Raw genomic sequence first — 17,775 nt, 5'->3', positions numbered from 1 at the left:
TGATTCCAATTAGTCTAAAAGTGATGCTGATTCTGCGTCCAGGTAGCAGGTGCAGTCGCTGTGCTGCTGCAATATGCTGGCTGGATTCAGGTTGGAAATCGGTTTTGTCAGACAGTTTTTTACCGCCTGTGCCTTGCGCCCGTCCGGTACAGCACAGATAATTTTCCGGGCCGATAGAATCTGCTGGATAGACATACTGATGGCTTGCAAGGGCACTTCCGTCAGTGAACCAAACCAGCCTTCCCCCAACTGCTGACGTCGACACTGTTCATCCAGGTTGACCAATAGATAGGCCTCTTTGACGTCAAAATCGGCGGGTGGATCATTGAAAGCCAGATGACCGTTCTCCCCGATTCCCACAAAGGCAACATCGATCGGATGCGCTTTGATCTTGTTATGCAGACGTATACATTCCGCGGCCGGATCCTCCTCTCCGTTGATCAGTACCACTTCTTTTAACGGTCCTACCTGATTCACGAAACGCTCGGTCAGGTATTTTCGGAAGCTGGCCTTATGACTGATCGGCATACCGATATATTCGTCCAGGTGAAACATGCGTACCTTGCTCCAGTCGATGGAATCACTGGACACTAAGGTTTCAAGAGTTTCAAACTGGCTCTGTCCAGTCGCCAGGATAATGTTGGCTTCGCCTTTTTCCGCAATGGCGGCTTGGATAGCTTCAATTCCTGCAGTTCCTGCATGTACTCCGAGTTCTTCCCGGGTTTTAAATGTTCTAATGTTCACGTTTCTTGATTTTATAGCGTTGTTTTCGTTCAATTTAACTTATGATAGGGCAGCTTGGGTCTCTGCTGCTGCAAGGTCAATATCATGTACTTTATTATTTTTCCAGTTGCCACAGGTAAAATCGGGCACTTCAATGGGTTGGGACCCATTGGCGACGGACCATTCACTCAAGGGACCGATGACACTCCAGCTGGCCGCATCATAGACATCCATGTCCATCGGTAGGCCATTGCGCAGGCAATCGATCAGGCGCCAGTCCATCATAAAATCCATGCCGCCATGGCCCCCGATCTGTTTGGCCAGTTCCCCGATCCTTTTGACTATCCCTGGGGTATATTGCTGCTCCAGCTTGACCATCTCTTCGCTTGACAGAAAGTCGGCATGGCCGATGGCGATCTTGCCCGGAAGTGGATATTTCTGCGCAAAAGCTTTGGTGCCACTGATCAGATGGAGACGCGAATAAGGTCTAGGCGAACTCACATCGTGCTGCAGCATGATTGTACTGCCACTATGGGTCAGTATATTGGATATATTCATATTTCCGCGAAGCGGTTTTTCCGCATAGACTTCAAACTGTTTATCTTTCGCTGCCATGTCCTTCGCTTTTTGCTGGAGCATAAAATCTTTGGAAGACATGGAGCTCATATATTCCATCTTATTTCCACGGTTTACTTTCAGCACCTGACAGACTGGTCCCAGACCATGTGTAGGGTATAGATTGCCGTTGCGTGCTGCATTCTCCTTAAGCCGCCAGAAATCAAAGCGCTTTTCAGCATCGAAAAAGCTCTCTAGGATATCGTGGATATAAGCGCCCTCACAATGAACGATATCGCCAAAAAATCCATGCCGGGCGAGGTTTAAGGTCAGGAGTTCAAAGTAATCATAGCAGCAGTTTTCGAGCATGACGCAATGCTTTTTGGTTTTCTCCGAAGTCTGTACCAGTCGCCAGCAATCTTCTACGCTCGTCGCTGCAGGGATTTCCAGGGCAACATGTTTCCCCTGTTCCATCGCATAGATGGCCATCTCAGCGTGCAGTTGCCAGTGCGTGGCAATATAGACTAGATCATAATCCGCCTGTTCACACATTTTTTTCCAGTGTGCTGCATTTTCAGTATAAAGCTGCGCAGGGTGGCCGCCAGTTTTGATCCGGCCTTTGGCTTCAGCAGCTTTCTCAGGCCGTACATCACAGATACCGTTGATAGCTACACCCTCGATCTGGCTCAAACGCTCTACCGCAGCTGATCCCCTATTACCAACACCGATAAAGCCGACCCGTACCGTGGGTATTTTTGGAGCTGCATAGCCCGACATATTAAAGGTAGAACTGTATTTTTTTGTGGCTTCCAGTCTGATATGATCCAGTTTGGCCGTTGTCGGAGCCTTATTTTCCTGCGTACAGCCAGTCATCAATCCAATGCCAGCCAATCCTGACAGTTTTAAAAATGATCTTCGATTTGTTCCCATAGTATTTAGTTGATAAGGAGTACTCCTTCGTTACTCAATTGCTTTTTATAACCCTGTACTTTGTCCTGTAACTGCTGTTTTTCGGACTGTTCACACAATTTACCGTTCAGATGATAGAGTCCCTCGATACTGGTCTGTTGTTTGTTGAGGGCCAGTAGCATCGGGATATCACCCCAGCGGAGTATACCCTGCATATGAATCGCCATATTGTAGCTGTCCAGTACACCGCTCTCGTCCGGCAGATAACTGACAGGCATCTGCCGCAGCAACAAGGGCTGTCCGGTGTCAGCCAGCACATTGCCGATCAATGCAGCGATGGCGGTCTCACGATCAGCAACAAGCAGCCGTTTGTAGCTACTATATTCCTGTTGCAGATAGTTGTTGATAAGCCCGATTTCAGCTGCCCAGATTCCCATCATGTTGCTGCCCGTCCAGAGCAGGGAGCGCGATAACGTATGAAAGCGTGGCAGGGCGCCATCAATTTGATCAGCGTTCATGGAGGTGCGCTCGCCAAGCCCGTATAGATCTACCAGCACAACACCCTCGCCTTTACTCCGTAGAGCGTCAATTTCCGACAATGGCGCCTCTTGTTTACCTTTTGAGGGAAAGTAGACATGCATAGCATTCGTCACTGCCTGGGGCGGACTGATCAACAACGGAATCAATTGCCCAGCGGCATGCTCCAGAATAACCCGATTCCAGCCCTGCTGCGGCTCCAGCGACTGCACGTGGAATAAGTGGTCAGCAGTGTCGATCAGGGCCATTTTTTGCAGTTGTTTTTTATATGCATCTTCGTCCAGCGGCGAGGTGGCTATCTGCGATTCTACGCGGCTGAATTCTCGACTGACAAATGCTGGGATACTGAGGATCCCAGCTCTCTTGCTCCCTTGTTTCAATACAGCCAGCGCATTGGTATCCAAAGGCTGGAAGTCGGAAACCCGGTGATTATCTCCCCTGCGCTGCATAGCAAACACCCCGTCAAACCAGCTGATCATACTTCTGTTCATTTCTTCGGTAAAGCTATGCGGCTCATCAAAGAGTTCATAGTCGAGCCGTTCCGCTACCCCCTGCTGCTCATAAGCGCGCTTCGCAATGCGAAAAGATTTGAGCATCTGCTGCGCATTAAAGGCCGCATTACCATCGCGGAGTGCCGTAATAATTTTGATTGCTTTGGGAGCCATTGCCTGCAAAAGTTGCCCTTCTTCAAAATGTAGCAATCCATTTGGATGGAGTTCACAGACACAGTTGCTGTTCATGATATAGGCGCGGAAGGTACCGACGCTAACGACGGGGACAGCTGCTTTGACCCGAGGATCCATGGCAGCCAGCCACATGGTCTGATTGCCGCCACCACTTGCTCCGGTAGCTCCTATCCTTTCGGGATCCACCTCAGGCAGATCGCAGAGTAGGTCGATCGCACGGCTATTCTCGAGCAGTTGCATCCCCATCAGGGGCGTGCCCAGATCAAGCAGCGCCGAACCCAGGTTGGCCCCATGATATTCATGCTGATGCCCGCGGCCGCGCTCGCCCGAGCCCATGGCATCAATGCATAGGCATACATAGCCATTGGATGCCAGCATATGCGCTGTTCGCTGGACAATTTCACTGCGCCGTCCCGGAGGCCAATGCCCATGGCTGTTCAGTATCGCCGGAAAGGGTCCCTTTCCCTTGGGCACATATAAGCTTGCCGGCACATATACCCCGGGCAGGCTCTGGAACACCAGGGTATGGATGCTGTAGCTACCCTTTTCAATCGAAGAAATAAGCTGCATATCCAGTGGCGGTACGGCGTATCCGTCCAGCTTCAGGTTGTTTCTCACCGTCCGGATAATTTCCTGCGGATCTGCCGTAGTGTGATGATCCAGTCCTGCCATTAGCTGTTCCACCCGGTCCTCCAACCCGACCCTTAACGGGTCTATTTCTGCCGGCATCGCCAGCACACGAGGTAATGCCGGCTGTTGTTGTGCTTGTATGTTCGAATTTAATCCCATAAATATGCCTAAAGATATCAGCCCTATTTTGAAGTCTATCATTTTAATTTACCCAAATTAATCCACATCCCACCAGAGTTTTGTTGCAGCATTGTCGGTGCCGCCAAGCAGAGCGCGTCCCTTGTTAAGTTCAGTCAGATTGTCCGTCGCTTCAGTCAATGGATAAGGTAATCGCTTGATAAACGTCCCTACAGGCAGATCCGCGTTATCCGATTGGATCAGCGGATACATTTTAGGGAATCCGGTACGCCGGTATTCAGCCCAGGCTTCCATGCCATTGGGGTATATGGCTAGCCACTTCTGTATACCGATCTGCTCCCGCTGTTCAGCCGGACTTGCCGCCCATCTGACAGGAATACTGGCGACTGCAGCTGAATTGTGGTAGTCACCCGGAGCTGCTGGTACACGATCCGATAGCACGTAGCTGTTGATCTGAGCAGATTCTGTTACCCCCCATTGCTCCATACTGGTTTTTATACCCTCTTCGTACAGCTGCCGGGCCTCGCCCCCCATGTTCCAACCATTTAACGCTCCTTCTGCACGAAGGAAAAAAGATTCAGCGGCACACATCACATGAAAGTTCTGCGTGAAATTGCCTTCAATGGCTGCACCATTGTAGCGTACCCAGTATGTACCCACATTCGAATTGGACCCCGACTGGTTGCGTACATTGCCGAGGTCGGTTGCCGTGGCACCATTACGGACGCTATTAAATGCTTTTCCGGTATAACTGGGCTGAAAATAAATACCTAGCCTCGGATCGGCATAGCCTTTTAAATAAGAGGCTATGGTGGAGCTCATGGAAAACTCATTCCATACGGCGACCTGGGCCAGTCCGTTGGTATCATTGCCCGATAAAGATTTGAGCATGCTGGCATTGTGGGTATTGTTTGACATTAATCCTGCTGCAACAGCGGCCTCCGCTTCGGTTTTTGCTTTACCCGCATCGACCTTAGCAATGCGCAGGGCCAGTCGCAGACGGAGTGAGTTGGCAAAACGGGTCCAACGATCGGTATCCCCGTCAAAAATCAGGTCGTAGCCCTGAAAAATCTTCGTCCCCGCAGGCAGCGCCTTTAAATTGGCCACTGCAACCGTCAGTCTTTCAAAGAAATCCGCATAGATCTTATCCATGGGATCGTAGGGAATGACATCATTGGCTTCGGCAGCCCCGAAATACGGGATCGGTCCAAAATGGTCTGTCAGGCGATGGAAGGCATAGACCCACATAATATTGGCCAATGCAGCCTCCCCAGATTTGGGATCGGTATTTTCAAGAATACTTTTGAGCTGAGGTGCCGTATCCACATAGACAACAGTCCAGAACCGGCGCTGCCAGTCCGGCGTCAGCAGATAGCGGTCCGTGCTGAAGGAATTCGTGGTAAGTGCAAAATACTGGGCATATAAATCTGCGCCCAGGTTTTGTACTGTCTGGTAAAAAGATCTGTTCATTGCAGCCGAAGACTGGGCCTTGGCAAACATAAAAGGCAATTCACGCTGTGTGATCACCGTGATATTATTGGGATCAGTATTGACATCCTGAAAGTCTTTGGTACAGGACAGCAAGCTTAATGCTAATAGCGAGGTATATATCGTGCTCTTTTTCATTTTCTCACGGATTTAAAAAGTTAACTTCACATTCAGCCCAAAGGAGCGCACTGTAGGCGGCAGGCCCACTTCGACTCCCTGAAAATTACCGGCGCCAAGCGCTGCTTCCGGATCGATAGGATTATCCGTTTTGCCTATGCCCGGAATATCCAGCTTAGATTTTCCGCGGTAAAAGAAAAATAGGTTGCGGCCCGTCAACATCAGCTGCGCACTTTTGATCGCTGCTGTGTTCTTGAGGTTAAACTTATAACTGACAGACAGTTCACGCAAGCGTACATTGGTCATGTCATAGGTAAAGAATTCACCCCAGGCATCACGGCCATTTTGCGATACGCGGGTCCAGAGCTGCTGTGCCGTGATGGCCTTGGTATTGGCGGCACCAGAGGCATCCACGGCATCCAGCACCAGCCCCCCATCGCGGTAATCAGCGGTATAATCCGCCACACCAAAAGCCGCCAGGTAAGCCGAGGTTCCCGATACGATCTCACCACCGATACGGGTATCAATCAGAGCATTGACCGTGAAATTTTTGTACCGCACTGAATTGGACCAGCCCAATAAAGCCTTTGGATTAAAATTACCCAGTTTTTGATTGGCCTCAACCACGGGCAGGCCACTATTGTCCACCACATATTTGCCAGTCTGCCCGTCCACTTTCCATTTATAGCCATACAGATCACCGTATCGCTCCCCTTCATTAACCACCACCGAAGCATATTTGGTATTTTCTGTGATCGTCGCACGTTTTGTTTTTTCGTGCAATTCTATCACCTTGTTGGTGTTGGCGGCAAAGTTGACAGTGGTCTGCCATTCCAGATTTTCTTTTTTCAGGGGCGATGCGGTCAGCTGGACCTCGATTCCCCTGTTTTCGATATTTCCGGCATTGATGTACTGCCGGCTATAACCACTCGCCATGGGCAGACCAAGGGTCAGCAGCTGGTTGATCGTATTACTTTTGTACAAGGTCAGGTCAAACCCCAGTCTGTTGGCAAAGAATTTCATATCCAGCCCTGTTTCATAGGATTTTGTCAGCTCCGGCTTCAGTTCGGGGATCATTTTTATCGGTGAGCGTGAGATAAAGCCCTTTCCTGCACCAAGGCCAAAAGAATACAGCTGCTGGAGCAGATAAGGATCCGGGTCATTGCCCACCTGCGTATAGGAGGCACGCAGCTTGCCATAGCTGACCCAAGCCGGTAATTTGAGCCATTCGTTAAAGATCGCAGATACACCGATTGAAGGATAAAAGTAACTGTGCGGTGACTTCAAGGTCGAGGTCCAGTCGTTTCTTGCTGTCATATCCAGAAAAATATTGTCAAAAAAAGCTAGCTGCGCACTTCCATAAATCGAATTGAGGCGGCGCTGATAGCCATTGATAAGCAAAAATTCAGGCGTTGTGGCCATCTTTAGGCTAAATTCATTGGGAATGGATAACCCATTGGCCATATTCTGAAAGCTGGAATACCGTCGGTCTAACGAACTTGCGCCAACGTTGTAAGTGATTTTAACGGCTTCACTGATCGAATTCTTTCCATTAAATAAGAGATCAAAGTTGCGTTCCTGGTAGCGTGCATGCGTTTCAAAATATTTACCGCCGGGACGGACATCCCCTATGGACACTGTACCCGCATAGAAAGAACCGTCTGTCTTATCGATGTATTTATCATAACTGAACCGCCCCATGACATTTAACCAGTCCGTCAATTGGTAGGTTGCCGAGCCCATGGCGGTGATGCGGTCCCGAACTTCATTGACCGAGGTACGGTTGGTACTCCAGTAAGGGTTGTCGTAGACGGCAGAACCAGACCAATATTTCCGTTGTGGCTCGCCGGTGACGGGATCGATGGTTTCATAATCCTGTAGTTCAGCCTTATCCATATCCCTTGGCATTACATAGACTTCCACGGGGATTCCCATATCACCCAGTCGGGGTCGGTTGTCGATCTGCTGGTTGACATAGTTGAGCTTAACATCGGTTTTCAGCTTAGGGATCAGCTCCGTATTGACACGCAGGTTGAGGCTGTTCCGTTTGAGATCGTTGCCCGGAATGATGCCGCCGATCTTATTGTTGGTGTAGGAAACGTAGCCCTGGACCTTTTCGGTACCACCATAGGTACTGACACTGTTGTTAAAGGTAGCTGCATTTTCAAAAAAATCACGGACATTATTTTTGTAAGTCCTGCCCTGGGGACCCCAGCTTTCACCAACATTGGTTCCCGTGACACCCCCATTTCCACGGCCATAGCTATTCTGGAATCTACTCAGCAGGTTGACCTGGTCCAGGGATGCGCTGCCGTTGTAGTCAATTTGGTACCGCCCCGCTCTGCCCTGTTTTGTGGTAATAAGAATGGCACCGTTTGCGGCCCTGCTTCCATAAAGCGCTGCTGCCGAAGGGCCTTTGAGCACATTAATAGATTCAATATCATCGGGATTGATATTCGCTGCCCCATCACTTGTACCATAATTGTAGGTGGTGCCGCTGGCCTGCTGCGCACTGGAATTATCGTAGGGCACACCATCCACCACAATAAGCGCATTGTTGTTGCCCGTAATAGATTTGTTGCCGCGGAGAACCACCCTGGCAGATGCCCCAGGCCCTGTTGCTGCGGTGGTGACCACAGCACCGGCGACTTTCCCCGTCAGGCTGCTCAGCACATTACCACTATTGTCACGGGCATTGTTGACCGTGGCACCATCCAATTGTTGTGTCGCATAAGTCAGTCCCCGGACCTGCCGCTTGATGCCCAGTGCAGTGACGACGACCTCTTCCATCTGCTGGCTTTCCGTTTCGAGCGTGACCTGGAGGTCTCCCGTGGCGGGAACAGCGATTTCAATGGTCTCAAAACCGAGCAGCGAAATCTTGAGTTTATCCCCTGCGTTGGCGCTAATACTAAAATTCCCCTGTTTGTCGGTCTTTGTAGCCAGTTTGTTCATCAGGTTGCTAACCGTGGCACCTACCAGGGCAGTTTGGTCCGTAGTGCTGCTGACCTTTCCTTTGATGGTTGTCGTCTGCGCGGCGGCAATGCCTGTCCAGAGGAAGAGACAGCCCAGCGTCGTGCCAATGGCAACTCTGCGATTACTGTGGATATGAACTATCATAATTTATCCATTTTTAGGTAAGATTTTGAGTTTATTTAATTGCGTTATAGTCCAAAGAAAGACCTTAACGAACAGAAATCCAACTGATTTACCGGATAAAGTAGCGGTAACGTTATCGTAAATGGAAGGTATATGTACACATATACCCATAAAAAAAAGAAAAAAAATGAATGAGTTTATGTTAATGCAATGTCGTGTAATATCATATTGAGGTAATAATAATCCGTAAAAAAGTGAGGTCAGGGTTTAAAACTTACTTTTGAGTTCAAAAAGTCAATAACAGCATTCACATGAAAAAAAATTGCACATACATCGCATTATTCTTCGTCCTCTTTCTTATCCAAGGCTGCGACATGTTTGATGTCCATCCCTATTCTGGAAAAATCGATGGGAGGCAGCATATTAACACTGAAAATATCGCAAAAATAGAACATGATTATGCCGATCGAGATACCATAAGATACGCTTTTATCAGCGACTCGCAGCGATGGCATGACGAACTTGACGATTTTGTAAAAATAGTCAACCTTCGAAATGATATAGACTTTATCATTCATGGCGGTGACCTCAGTGACTTTGGGCTTACCAAAGAATTTCTATGGCAGCGCGATATTCTGGATAAACTGAAACAGCCTTACGTCGCGTTGCTTGGCAACCACGACTGTCTGGCGAATGGGGAAGAGATTTTTCAACAGGTATTTGGCAGCCCTAATTATAGCTTTATAGCCGGAAAAACAAAATTTCTATGCTTAAATACAAACGCCTTGGAATCGGATTATTCCACACCGGTGCCTGATTTTTCATTTATTGAGCATGAGCGCCAGACGGATAAAGAGCGTTTTGAGCAGAGTGTAGTGATCATGCATGCCAGGCCTATGTCCGATCAGTTCAACAACAATGTGGCTTCTGTCTTTCAATACAGCATTAAACAGTACCCTAACCTGCTTTACTGCAATAATGGTCATGACCATATTTACCAGAAAGATGATATTTTCAAGGACGGCATCATTTATTATGGCACTCCCAACATCGGCAAACGCCAATTTCTAATTTTTACAATCACCAAGGATCACTATGCTCATGAACTTGTTTCCTATTAAAGCACGCACATCACTCCTCGCGTTTGTTTCCCTTTTCTTTTCCACGATCACGACAGCCCAGACACTCGCCGGGGAGTATGACATGATTTCGGGCTCCGACAGCAGAACACCTACGGGACGCAACAAAACCAAAGAACTCAAAAAAGCGGCCTTCAGCCTTGTACCCTCCAGTTACTTGGTTCAGTATGCTGGATCCATCGGTTTATTTTCGGCAGGTGCGGGCTGGGATTATGGTCGGCAGAAACAGTGGTCGACGGACTTTTTAATGGGTTATGTTCCAAAATATGATACCGACCGTGCCAAGCTCACCTTAACCCTGCGTCAGACCTATACGCCTTTTAAAGTACAGCTGCATGAGCAGATCAGCTACCATCCGCTGCGCACCGGGGTTTACCTCAACACAACGCTGGGCAAACAGTTCTGGTACAAGGAGCCCGACAAATATCCGAACAGTTATTATAGGTTCTCTACCAGGCTACGCATCAATATTTTTGTTGGCCAAGACTTCAGCTATAAATTAAAATCCAATTCCTCCTATTTTGAAGGAATAAAATTTTATTATGACCTACATACCAGTGATCTGTATCTGGTCAGTGGTATTCAGAATAAATACCTAAAATTTGATGACTATATTGGGCTTGCCCTGGGTGTCAAATTGCAGATCAGACGGAAATAGGGGCGTCAAACTAAAATAGAAAGTCAAAAAAGCGCAAAAGCAGTGTCGACAGACCGACAGCTCAGTCCAGTGTACTGAGGGTCTGCATCAGACTCCGCATATCCTGTTGTACGGACCGTATGGTTGCCTGCAGTTCATTGTGCATATTGGCCAGATCATGCAGTTCCGCCGCCGTAAAGACGCCGCCCTCCCTAAAATAAAGTTTTTCCAGAGGACTGCCCTGCTGATCGTCGAGGCCATATTTTAACCAGCGTTGCCGGGTGGTCTCTACCAGCGACAGATTTTCGGAGTTACTAAACCCTTTTTCCGATAATATCCCCCATATCGAAGCTGGATAGAATTGCGCATGGTTGTTCTGAAACCAGATGCTTTGGAGCAGATTGCGCGTCAGATGCATACTCACCTTTTTTCCTTTGGGATTTAAGGTCATAAATCCCAAAACCGCTGTGCCTACCCCACCGGCGATACTCAAGCCATTATTGAGCTTATCATTTTTGACAATCGTTGCGGTAACCGCCGTGACAGCCCCCAAAAGAATAGAGGCCACTGTCAGTCGGGTCTGTGTATTCGAATTCAATTCGTCCATGTAGCCTGCGAGCTTATCAATGCGCTCTCCATTGCAGTCCAGTTCCGCCGCAATGGCATTCAATTCGGTCTCAAAAAGCATGTATCTGTCGTTCACCTTTTGTTTTGCCGCCAGCTTCACCGTGGGATTACCGGAATTGTCCAGATAACCGATGATATGTGGCCAAAGGTTGAGGTATTTGACCAATACAAAATCATGGTAAGAAAAAACAGCTCTGAGCCTGGTACTGTCAGCAGCTGAAATTGTTTGTACGGGAATTGATCCGTAGGCTACGTTCGGTGCACAGTAGTTCTTTGTCAGTGTCTGCACCTGAACATTGTTGATCAACGTTGAACAGCCGGTCAAAAGCAGAAAAGGCAATACAAGAAAAGGTCTTATTCTTAAAAGAAATATTTTCATCATTCTGGCCATACCCTGCATTTACAACAATATGTGCACTAAAATGTTTTGGACGGTCCAATTTCTTTCGCGTTATGCACCTATACGCTTACGGGGAAACATCAATTTTACGGAAACACCCTCACCACTGCTGTTCGCAAATTGCAGACTTCCGTTAATTCGCTTCAGGAGATCTCTACAGAGGGAAATACCCAATCCAGCACCGTTCTTATTTTCAGCTTTTTTACGTTCCCAACTATTGACAAAATTTAGATGATAAAGAACTTCCGGAGACAATTCATCACCATCATTTATAATGGTCAGTTCCCAATGATCGACCGTATTATCCCTCAGTAGGATCTGTATCTTCCCGCCTGTCCGCCCATATTTAGTTGCGTTGCTGATGACATTTCTAACCACGAAACAAAATATTTCTTTATGTATATCGACCGAAAAGTTTCGGTCCACAGTATTTAAAACCAGCATCTTGGATTTTTGAAGTTCTAGGCGATACATTTCCAATAGGTCATTTATTTGATCAAGTATATTACAGGTTTCGGTATTCTCAAGTTTGTCCCGCAACTGGGCATCTGTCCAGCGCAACACCTCTTCGAGCATCTTCCGGGATCGGGCAACCTGCCCCTTCAAATTTGTAAAAATCAGGCTGAGATCTTCCTTCTCGATTAAAGAAATATCGTTGATCGTCAATAGCACCTCGACCGACGCAAATGGCGCGCGTAGATCGTGTGATGCTATTGACAGGACCTTTGTTTTAAAATTCTCCGCTATTTTAAGTTCCTCATTATAATGCCGGATACGTTGGGCCTGTTCATGCAGAGCAGTGTTGGCCGCGGCTAGCTTGAACTGCTCGAATTTCAGCAGACGGTTTTTTCGAATCAAAAAGTAAATCAGTACACCGATAAGTGTTTTGCTGATAACAATTCCGACAATAAGCAGTGTAATAATAGTTTGATTATCCACAATAAAGAGTAATAAGAAAATAATAGTATGGTTTAACAGCCGCCAAAACTACCGAATAAAATTATAATTAAAAAATTAGCACCAGAATAATTAAACATATACTCAGGAATAGAATCTTAGACCGTAGGTCTTTAATCAACCGTTTTTTTTATTTGTAATAAGTCTAAATAGAACGTATATTTGTTCGCTTTGAAAAACTCAGTACATAAAATAGCACTCAACAAAAGGCAATTTGAGGAGTTTTTCCAATTGTATTGGAAGAGAATGTATTCTTTCGCATTAAAAAGCATTGGCGATGAAGATGATGCCAAAGAGATTGTCCAAGATGTTTTTAAATCCCTATGGGAAAGAAGAGCTGATCTTCAGTTACAGGATGCAGAACGCTATCTTTTGCGCTCGGTGAAATTAAAATCACTGGAATTTTTAAGGAATAAGGGTATTAAGCAACGGCACCATGAATCGCTGTCAAGCAGTAAAACTGAATTGTACGAAGATACCAATCTCTATTACAAAGAACTTAAAAATCATCTGGATGATGCAGTTGAATCGTTGCCAAGACAATGTAAAAATGTATATAAACTGAGCCGTGACGAGGGATTGACCAATAAAGAAATCGCAACAAACTTACTAATTTCGGAAAGAGCGGTCGAATATCATATCAGCAAGGCATTATCAGTTATTAAGATGAGACTTAAAAAGTATTGCAATATCAATATTACTAGATTTCTATTGCTTACTTTTTTGTACTTTTGAATGTATCCGAATTATCAAAACAGATGGAAATCAACCAAAATATACTAAAAAAATATGCTTCAGGTCAATGTTCTGAGGCTGATAGGCATTTAGTTGAGAAATGGTTGAACAATGATTCCTGGGACAGTATCACCGAAAGCACTCAAGTAAATGAAGAAGTTGGATCGTCCATGTGGAATAAGATCACGGCGGATGCTACACAAAACGGCAAAATAAAATGGCGCAAAATTGCAGCAGCAGCAGCGGTTATTTTAGTGATCGGTTTTTCTATTTTCTATTTTTCCAATCCTGCTTTGGATAATCATACCTTTACCAATACATCTGCTGAAAATAGTAAGTTCTTCACCGAAGATTATTACGATGTGCAGTTAAGTAAAAATAGTATGGCCAATATTGATTTGGTCAATAAAAAACTGGCATTCTCCGGTGACTTTATCATAAAACCTAAACGGGATTTTGAACTTTTGGATAGTCATCACAACAAATTGGTATTTAAAGCCGGAAGAGAGTATTTTGTATCGAATTCTCCAGATTTTGGTAAAATTGTAGCATTTCAAAAAAGTGATCTTGCTTTTTTACCATACAATATGCAAATTAAAATCAGGGAACAATTTCAAAGCATTTAATTGACAAGTATGAAGCGATTACTAGTGTTGTTTTTCCTTGTAATTTTCATTTTTTCATGTACACAAATTTCAGAAAAAAATATAGACCCCAACTTTGTCTTTTGTCTGTACAATAAAGACGAAAACCCCACCAGCTTATTGTTTACCGAAAGTTTAGATGACGACGGACGCCCTATCTTTCAGATTCCACTGTCCAGTTCGCGTATTCAAGAGAGGGAATATATCTACAAAAATGGCTTCTTTTATCGATTATCGAGTCAGACGAGTGTCTTTACAAAATACCAATTACAGGGTTCATCCTTTGTCCTTGTAGACAGTATACAATTAAAAAACCGTGATTTTGAAACCATTACCTGGAAAGATGACGACAACCTAATTGCCGTCTGCCGAGAGGATGCCGAAAATAGAACACCGCAAGCTAGACTATATCAGATTAATGTTGCGGGGATGAAAGTCGTGAAACAAGATACGATTGTTCTCCCCTTTGCCAATAAGGAATATAGCGCGCTGCACCTAGGGCTTGTGAATATTGAAAACGACGATCTTTGGCTGGCCTACTCCTTCTTTAAATCCACGGGGAAGTATGGGCATACAACATCTGACACAACCTATTACGCCACCATAAAATACGATAGTTTTAAACTTAAAAATATTCAGATAGAAACACGTTCAACTTATCCCGGCGGCTTCAATATCATACAATCCTATAGTTTTAAAGACGAAGAAGGTGATTATTATTTTATGACTAATCCTGGCATAGCACTGGGAAATAACCCCAAATTACCAACAGCTATCTTTAGAAAAAGAAAAGGTCAGCTGCTCGTTGACCAGGACTACATGATCAATATTTCCAGATCAATCGGAAATCACGCCTATGGGATCTGGTATGTTGGCAACGGAAAGGCAATTATCCGCAACGAACAAAAGAAGCTTTATACCGATTTCTCCAATTTTCATGCTGTCTATCAGTTTGAATACAGGTTGGTCGATCTACAATCCGGTTCTATAGAGAAAATCCAGATTCCCTTGGATAAAGGTACCCAAAAAGAAAACGTATGGACAGATGGAAAGTACGTGTATTTTGCCATAGATGGCTCAAATGACCAGCACCGTGTCTGGAAATATGATTTACAAACGAAAGAAATTTCGAAAGGACTTAAGCTTCCCAATAACACCAATTTTATCGTACGGATGGATTATTTAAAATAAGAGCTCTATCCCTACAAAAAAAACAACCTCACAATCAACCATTTGTATATTTTTTTAAAAAAATACCCCCTATCAACATTCGGTAAAGGATAAGTATAAGCAACCCTCTTATATATACTTAATCTAAATAAAATGTTGAAGTCAACATCTACTTTTATTCTATTATTAATTTTTACCTTGTTTACACAGGCACAGAGCCCAAAAAAGCATGCCCTCTCAGGCTTTGTCAAAGATAACTTTGGGAAACCCATTCCAGGAGCAACCATACGCTTAAAAGATCAGCATACAGGCACATCTTCCGATATAGACGGCTATTATAAATTACAATTAAACAGTTCAACGGACGCCATCTTACATGTCACTGCTGTTGGTTACCACAGCGAAGAAAGAGCCGTAAACGAAAAACTCATTCAGGATTTTCAGCTTATTGAAGATCGCAATTATATGGAGGAAGTGACCGTATCGGCATATGGGAAAACTGAAAATGAGAAGAAAGTAGCCGAGATCAAGCGATCAGGATTCAATGTTAGCGTCATTGACATGAACAAACATGCCAACGAAGCAGCCAATCTGACACAGATTTTGAAGCGCGCTACGGGAGTTACCATACGTGAAGATGGTGGACTCGGTTCTAACTTTGTGTTCCGCATCAATGGACTCGATGCAAAGATCTACATTGACGGTGTTCCTATGGAGAATTTTGGTTCCTCGATGTCTTTAAATAATATTCCTGTCAATTTGATTGATCGTGTTGAAGTATATAAGGGTGTGGTACCTGCTTTTTTGGGTTCCGACGCACTAGGCGGTGCTGTCAATATCATTACCAAACGTCGCGCGCGACCGTACCTGGACCTGAGTTATTCCTATGGCTCCTTCAATACACATCAAGCTGCGATCGTGGGCACCTTTACCAATCCAAAAAACAAATTATCATTTCGAATGAATGCATATTACAATCATTCAGACAATGATTATAATATGTATACCAACGAAAAGTACAATGTTCTTATCGAGAAAACGGTCGACAACAAGTATTTCGCCGTCCCCAAAGCTAAGCGATTTAACGATGCTTATACCTCTACTATGGGACAACTGGAGGTTGGTTTTCGCGATGTATCCTGGGCAGATCAATTTTATGCAGGCTTCACCTATTCCCAAAATCATAAGGAAAATCAGATCGGCGCTTCCCTCAGCAAGGTATTTGGTGGCGCATGGTCCGAAAGCAACTATCTGATGCCAACCTTAAACTATAAAAAAAGCAATTTTCTGGTCAATCGCTTATATGCGGATATTTTCACAAGTTATAGCTACGACACCCGATATGTGAGAGATACCGCCAAGTATAATTACGACTGGACCGGTGCCTGGGTCTCAAATTACGAGGGCACAACACCAAATCCCCAAAAAGACATGAAGTATAATCTGTCGAACTATTTAGCGCGGGTGAATTTAAACTATGACTTTGACGAAGCCCGTAACCAAAGCATCAATTTCAACTACAACTTTAACAGCAATGATCAGAAAGAGTATGATCTGGTCGGCAATTATAACCGCTCAGGTTTACCATCCTATTTGGGAAGACATATTTTGGGGCTATCCTGGCAGAACCAATGGTTTGACAAGCGCTTATCAAATGTATTGGCGGTAAAATACTATCGCATGGATGCTTCGAAAGATATTGATGAGCGCAAATTCGATGGAAACAACAATTTGATCAGCGGTGAAATAATTCATCAAAAAAAACAAGGTAATTACTATAGCATGAGCCTTGCCTCCCGGTATAGAATAACCAAGGATGGCGGATGGAAACTATCCTACGAAAGGGCATACAACTTACCTTCCATGACTGCGCTTTTTGGCGATGGTGTCAATACAATAGGGAACTGGGCTGTAAAACCCGAGCGTAGTGACAACATCAACACCGGATTTTATTACAATACCTACATCAACCAAAATCATTTTCTGAACGTAGATGTGACAGGCTTCTATCGCCTGGCAGCAAACTATATAAACAGCCGGGCGGTCATTCAGAATGGAATTTCCTATTTTCAAAGCTACAACGAAGAGGGGGTGAAGCTCTATGGTTTCGAGGCCGAAGTCAAATACGGTTTTAAAGATCTGCTGGCGGTTACCCTTAATGGATCTTACGATAAAGCCTTATACAATAAAAAATACACAGACGACTCCAGGCAACAAATCAGTTCAAATTATAACAAACAACTCATAAACCGGCCTTGGGTCTATGGAAATGCCGATATCAGCCTAATTCAGAATAACTGGTTTCAGCAAGGAAGCAGAGTTCAACTATCGTACTTATATCAATATACCCACTGGTTTTATCTCACCGAATCAAATCAAGGATCGCTTGAATCCAAAGATCTCATTCCGTCCCAAAATATCCACTCTGCTGTGCTCAGCTATGCCTGGGATCGCAATAAGTACAACGTATCCTTTGAAGCAAGAAACCTGACAGATGATAGAGCATACGACAATTTCCGTCTCCAACGGCCCGGACGTGCATTTTACGTCAAGCTGAGATTATCAATCATGTAAAACAAATAAATAC

General features: G+C 45.1%; 13 protein-coding genes. 6 read left to right on the top strand and 7 right to left on the bottom strand.

Annotated features, from left to right (window positions below):
* Positions 1–9: 9 nt before the first annotated feature.
* The 5 genes from ABTV71_RS08540 to ABTV71_RS08520 all read right to left on the bottom strand — a co-directional run bounded on the left by ABTV71_RS08540 (position 10) and on the right by ABTV71_RS08520 (position 8,900).
* Entirely contained in the window at positions 10–744 is a 735-nt protein-coding gene (locus ABTV71_RS08540; protein WP_433902912.1) for a glucosamine-6-phosphate deaminase, read from the bottom strand.
* A 39-nt stretch (positions 745–783) separates the two neighbouring features.
* The gene (locus ABTV71_RS08535; RefSeq protein ID WP_433902911.1) at positions 784–2,208 is read right to left on the bottom strand and encodes a Gfo/Idh/MocA family protein; all 1,425 of its coding nucleotides are present in this window, start codon (positions 2,206–2,208) and stop codon (positions 784–786) included.
* A gap of 5 nt (positions 2,209–2,213) precedes the next feature.
* Entirely contained in the window at positions 2,214–3,980 is a 1,767-nt protein-coding gene (locus ABTV71_RS08530; protein WP_433903701.1) for an alpha/beta hydrolase family protein, read from the bottom strand.
* Positions 3,981–4,256: 276 nt separating this feature from the next.
* Positions 4,257–5,804 carry a SusD/RagB family nutrient-binding outer membrane lipoprotein gene (locus tag ABTV71_RS08525; RefSeq protein ID WP_121126036.1) on the bottom strand — a complete coding sequence of 516 codons (1,548 nt, stop codon included), beginning with the start codon at positions 5,802–5,804 and terminating at the stop codon, positions 4,257–4,259.
* A gap of 12 nt (positions 5,805–5,816) precedes the next feature.
* The gene (locus ABTV71_RS08520) at positions 5,817–8,900 is read right to left on the bottom strand and encodes a SusC/RagA family TonB-linked outer membrane protein (RefSeq protein WP_433902910.1); all 3,084 of its coding nucleotides are present in this window, start codon (positions 8,898–8,900) and stop codon (positions 5,817–5,819) included.
* 290 nt (positions 8,901–9,190) lie between these two features.
* On the opposite strand from ABTV71_RS08520, the gene ABTV71_RS08515 reads away from it, so the two are divergent.
* Together ABTV71_RS08515 and ABTV71_RS08510 are read left to right on the top strand one after the other, a co-directional pair.
* Positions 9,191–10,000, top strand: a complete 810-nt coding sequence (locus ABTV71_RS08515; RefSeq protein WP_121126038.1) for a metallophosphoesterase family protein — start codon at positions 9,191–9,193, stop codon at positions 9,998–10,000.
* Positions 9,981–10,676: a hypothetical protein gene (locus ABTV71_RS08510; protein ID WP_433902909.1), complete on the top strand. Its 696-nt coding sequence runs from the start codon at positions 9,981–9,983 to the stop codon at positions 10,674–10,676. Before ABTV71_RS08515 ends, ABTV71_RS08510 begins: the two co-directional genes overlap by 20 nt.
* A 61-nt stretch (positions 10,677–10,737) precedes the next feature.
* Here the strand turns inward: ABTV71_RS08510 and ABTV71_RS08505 are convergent, their stop codons facing one another.
* The gene (locus tag ABTV71_RS08505) at positions 10,738–11,664 is read right to left on the bottom strand and encodes a hypothetical protein (RefSeq protein WP_433902908.1); all 927 of its coding nucleotides are present in this window, start codon (positions 11,662–11,664) and stop codon (positions 10,738–10,740) included.
* Between the two features lie 69 nt (positions 11,665–11,733).
* A complete protein-coding gene (locus tag ABTV71_RS08500; protein WP_433902907.1) occupies positions 11,734–12,621 on the bottom strand; it encodes a sensor histidine kinase in 888 nt (295 codons plus the stop codon).
* A gap of 189 nt (positions 12,622–12,810) precedes the next feature.
* On the opposite strand from ABTV71_RS08500, the gene ABTV71_RS08495 reads away from it, so the two are divergent.
* From ABTV71_RS08495 to ABTV71_RS08480, 4 genes are all read left to right on the top strand, one after another.
* The gene (locus ABTV71_RS08495) at positions 12,811–13,374 is read left to right on the top strand and encodes an RNA polymerase sigma-70 factor (RefSeq protein ID WP_433902906.1); all 564 of its coding nucleotides are present in this window, start codon (positions 12,811–12,813) and stop codon (positions 13,372–13,374) included.
* A 23-nt stretch (positions 13,375–13,397) separates the two neighbouring features.
* Positions 13,398–14,000 (top strand): hypothetical protein, encoded by a 603-nt coding sequence (locus ABTV71_RS08490; RefSeq protein WP_433902905.1) that lies wholly within the window; start codon positions 13,398–13,400, stop codon positions 13,998–14,000.
* Positions 14,001–14,009: 9 nt separating this feature from the next.
* On the top strand, positions 14,010–15,209 hold the full coding sequence (locus tag ABTV71_RS08485; RefSeq protein WP_433902904.1) for a hypothetical protein: 1,200 nt from the start codon (positions 14,010–14,012) through the stop codon (positions 15,207–15,209).
* A 132-nt stretch (positions 15,210–15,341) separates the two neighbouring features.
* A complete protein-coding gene (locus ABTV71_RS08480) occupies positions 15,342–17,762 on the top strand; it encodes a TonB-dependent receptor (RefSeq protein ID WP_433902903.1) in 2,421 nt (806 codons plus the stop codon).
* Positions 17,763–17,775: the final 13 nt, after the last annotated feature.

Origin of the sequence: Sphingobacterium puteale, assembly GCF_050986225.1 — a bacterium.
Lineage (GTDB): Bacteria > Bacteroidota > Bacteroidia > Sphingobacteriales > Sphingobacteriaceae > Sphingobacterium > Sphingobacterium puteale.
This window is presented reverse-complemented; position numbering and strand designations above follow the sequence as displayed.

Excerpts from the sequence above, each read along its gene's own strand:
- ABTV71_RS08535 (WP_433902911.1), bottom strand. The coding sequence starts at position 2,208 with ATGGGAACAAATCGAAGATCATTTTTAAAACTGTCAGGATTGGCTGGC.
- ABTV71_RS08530 (WP_433903701.1), bottom strand. The coding sequence starts at position 3,980 with ATGCAGCTTATTTCTTCGATTGAAAAGGGTAGCTACAGCATCCATACC.
- ABTV71_RS08525 (WP_121126036.1), bottom strand. The coding sequence starts at position 5,804 with ATGAAAAAGAGCACGATATATACCTCGCTATTAGCATTAAGCTTGCTG.
- ABTV71_RS08520 (WP_433902910.1), bottom strand. The coding sequence starts at position 8,900 with ATGATAGTTCATATCCACAGTAATCGCAGAGTTGCCATTGGCACGACG.
- ABTV71_RS08515 (WP_121126038.1), top strand. The coding sequence starts at position 9,191 with ATGAAAAAAAATTGCACATACATCGCATTATTCTTCGTCCTCTTTCTT.
- ABTV71_RS08510 (WP_433902909.1), top strand. The coding sequence starts at position 9,981 with ATGAACTTGTTTCCTATTAAAGCACGCACATCACTCCTCGCGTTTGTT.
- ABTV71_RS08505 (WP_433902908.1), bottom strand. The coding sequence starts at position 11,664 with ATGATGAAAATATTTCTTTTAAGAATAAGACCTTTTCTTGTATTGCCT.
- ABTV71_RS08490 (WP_433902905.1), top strand. The coding sequence starts at position 13,398 with ATGGAAATCAACCAAAATATACTAAAAAAATATGCTTCAGGTCAATGT.
- ABTV71_RS08485 (WP_433902904.1), top strand. The coding sequence starts at position 14,010 with ATGAAGCGATTACTAGTGTTGTTTTTCCTTGTAATTTTCATTTTTTCA.
- ABTV71_RS08480 (WP_433902903.1), top strand. The coding sequence starts at position 15,342 with ATGTTGAAGTCAACATCTACTTTTATTCTATTATTAATTTTTACCTTG.